The organism is Bifidobacterium sp. UBA744 (genome assembly GCA_002298605.1).
Classification (GTDB): domain Bacteria; phylum Actinomycetota; class Actinomycetes; order Actinomycetales; family Bifidobacteriaceae; genus Bifidobacterium.
This window is the reverse complement of sequence record DBKS01000063.1, coordinates 59,048-61,184: the sequence shown is the minus strand read 5'-3', so window position 1 is coordinate 61,184 and position 2,137 is coordinate 59,048. Positions and strand designations below refer to the sequence as shown.

1 protein-coding gene is annotated in these 2,137 nt (G+C 61.8%); it reads left to right on the top strand.

Features of this window, described 5'->3' with window-relative positions; translation table 11 throughout:
* Positions 1-2,049: aconitate hydratase AcnA (acnA, locus tag B2994_RS07330; RefSeq protein ID WP_291527710.1), on the top strand; the 2,049-nt coding region annotated here is incomplete at its 5' end.
* Positions 2,050-2,137 lie beyond the last annotated feature (88 nt).

Here is a 2,137-nt window from a genome sequence, read left to right as displayed (position 1 = left end):
CTCGGTTGGGGCGTGGGCGGCATCGAGGCCGAGGCAGCCATGCTCGGCCAGCCCATTTCCATGCTGGTGCCGCGAGTGGTTGGGTTCAAGCTCACGGGTTCCATTCCGGAGGGTGTGACGGCCACCGACGTGGTTCTGACGATTACCGATATGCTGCGTCGGCACGGTGTGGTCGGTAAATTCGTGGAGTTCTACGGCGAGGGCATCGCCTCGGTGCCGTTGGCGAACCGCGCCACCATCGGCAATATGGGTCCTGAGTTCGGCTCCACCTGCGGCATCTTCCCGATTGATGACGTGACCTTGGACTACCTGCGCCTCACCGGTCGTTCCGCCGAGCAGGTCGCGCTGGTCGAGGCCTATGCCAAGGCCAACAGGTTGTGGGGCGACGCCAAGGATCCGAACTATGTGGAGCCGCAGTATTCGGAGTATCTGGAGCTGGATTTGGGAACGGTGGTTCCCTCCATTGCCGGACCGAAGCGCCCCCAGGACCGCATTGTGCTCGATGATGCCAAGAAGAAGTTCGAGGAAACGCTGCCTGCATACGAAACCGAACGGACGGTGAAGGACCCGGTCGCGGTCTCCACCGATTTCCGCGGCGATTTCGACCTGAAGAACGGCGATGTCGCAATCGCCTCGATCACGTCCTGCACCAATACGTCCAACCCGTCCGTCATGATCGCCGCCGGTCTGATCGCCCGCAATGCGCACTCGCGCGGCCTGAGCCCCAAGCCGTGGGTGAAGACCTCGCTGGCGCCCGGCTCCCAGGTGGTGGCCGACTATCTCGCCAAGGCCGGTTTGCAGGACGATCTTGATGCGCTCGGATACCAGCTGGTTGGTTTCGGCTGCGCCACCTGCATCGGCAACTCCGGTCCGCTGCTGCCGGAAATCTCCAAGGCCGTCAATGAGAACGACCTGACCGTCACCGCAGTGCTTTCCGGCAACCGTAACTTCGAAGGCCGCATCAGTCCGGACGTCAAAATGAACTATCTGGCTTCGCCGCCGCTGGTGATCGCGTATGCGCTTGCCGGCACGATGGATTTCGATTTCGAGACCCAGCCGTTGGGCGTCGACAAGGATGGTGTCAAGGTGTTCCTGCGTGATATCTGGCCGTCCAACGAAGAAATCGCCAAAACAGTGGCGGACACCGTCTCTCGCGAGATGTTCGTGAAGGACTACGCTTCCGTGTTCGACGGCGATCGGCGTTGGAGGGGTCTGGATGTGCCGGCAGGTGAGCAGTTCGCATGGGATCCGAACTCCACCTATGTGCGCAGGCAGACGTTCTTCGACGGTATGAGCGCCGAGCCCGAGCCCGTCACCGATATTCACGGGGCCCGCGTTCTGGCTCTGCTCGGCGATTCCGTGACCACCGACCACATCTCCCCGGCCGGTGCGTTCAAGGCGTCCAGCCCTGCCGGCAGGTATCTGATCGAGCGTGGCGTGGCGCAGAAGGATTTCAACTCCTATGGTTCTCGCCGAGGCAACCACGAGATCATGGTGCGCGGCACTTTCGGCAACATTCGGCTGCGTAACCAGCTGCTTGCCTCCGTGGGTGAGGAGGTGACGCCGGGCGGCTTCACCTACGACTTCCTCAAGAAGGCTCCGACGACGATTTTCGAGGCCTCCGAGGATTACATCGCCAACGACGTGCCGCTGGTGGTGTTGGCCGGCAAGGAATACGGCACCGGTTCGTCTCGTGACTGGGCCGCCAAGGGCACCGTCATGCTGGGCGTGAAGGCCGTGATCACCGAAAGCTTCGAGCGCATCCACCGCTCCAACCTCATTGGCATGGGTGTGCTGCCGTTGCAGTTCCCCGAGGGTGAATCCTATGAGTCCCTGGGCCTCGACGGCACCGAGACCTACGATATCGAGGGCGTTGAAAGGCTGAATGCCGGTGCCACGCCGAAGACCGTGCATGTCACCGCCACGCATGCGGATGGCTCGGTCACCGAATTCGACGCCGTTGTGCGTATCGACACCCCCGGCGAGGCCGACTACTACCGCAACGGAGGCATTCTGCAGTACGTGCTGCGCAAGCTCATGCGCCAATAGCGAAATGTTGAGATTGTGATATAGGTGTCCCCGTCCGTGTCCGCTGTATGCGTTGCGAGACTTCCTGGGCTGATTGCGGATGGGGACA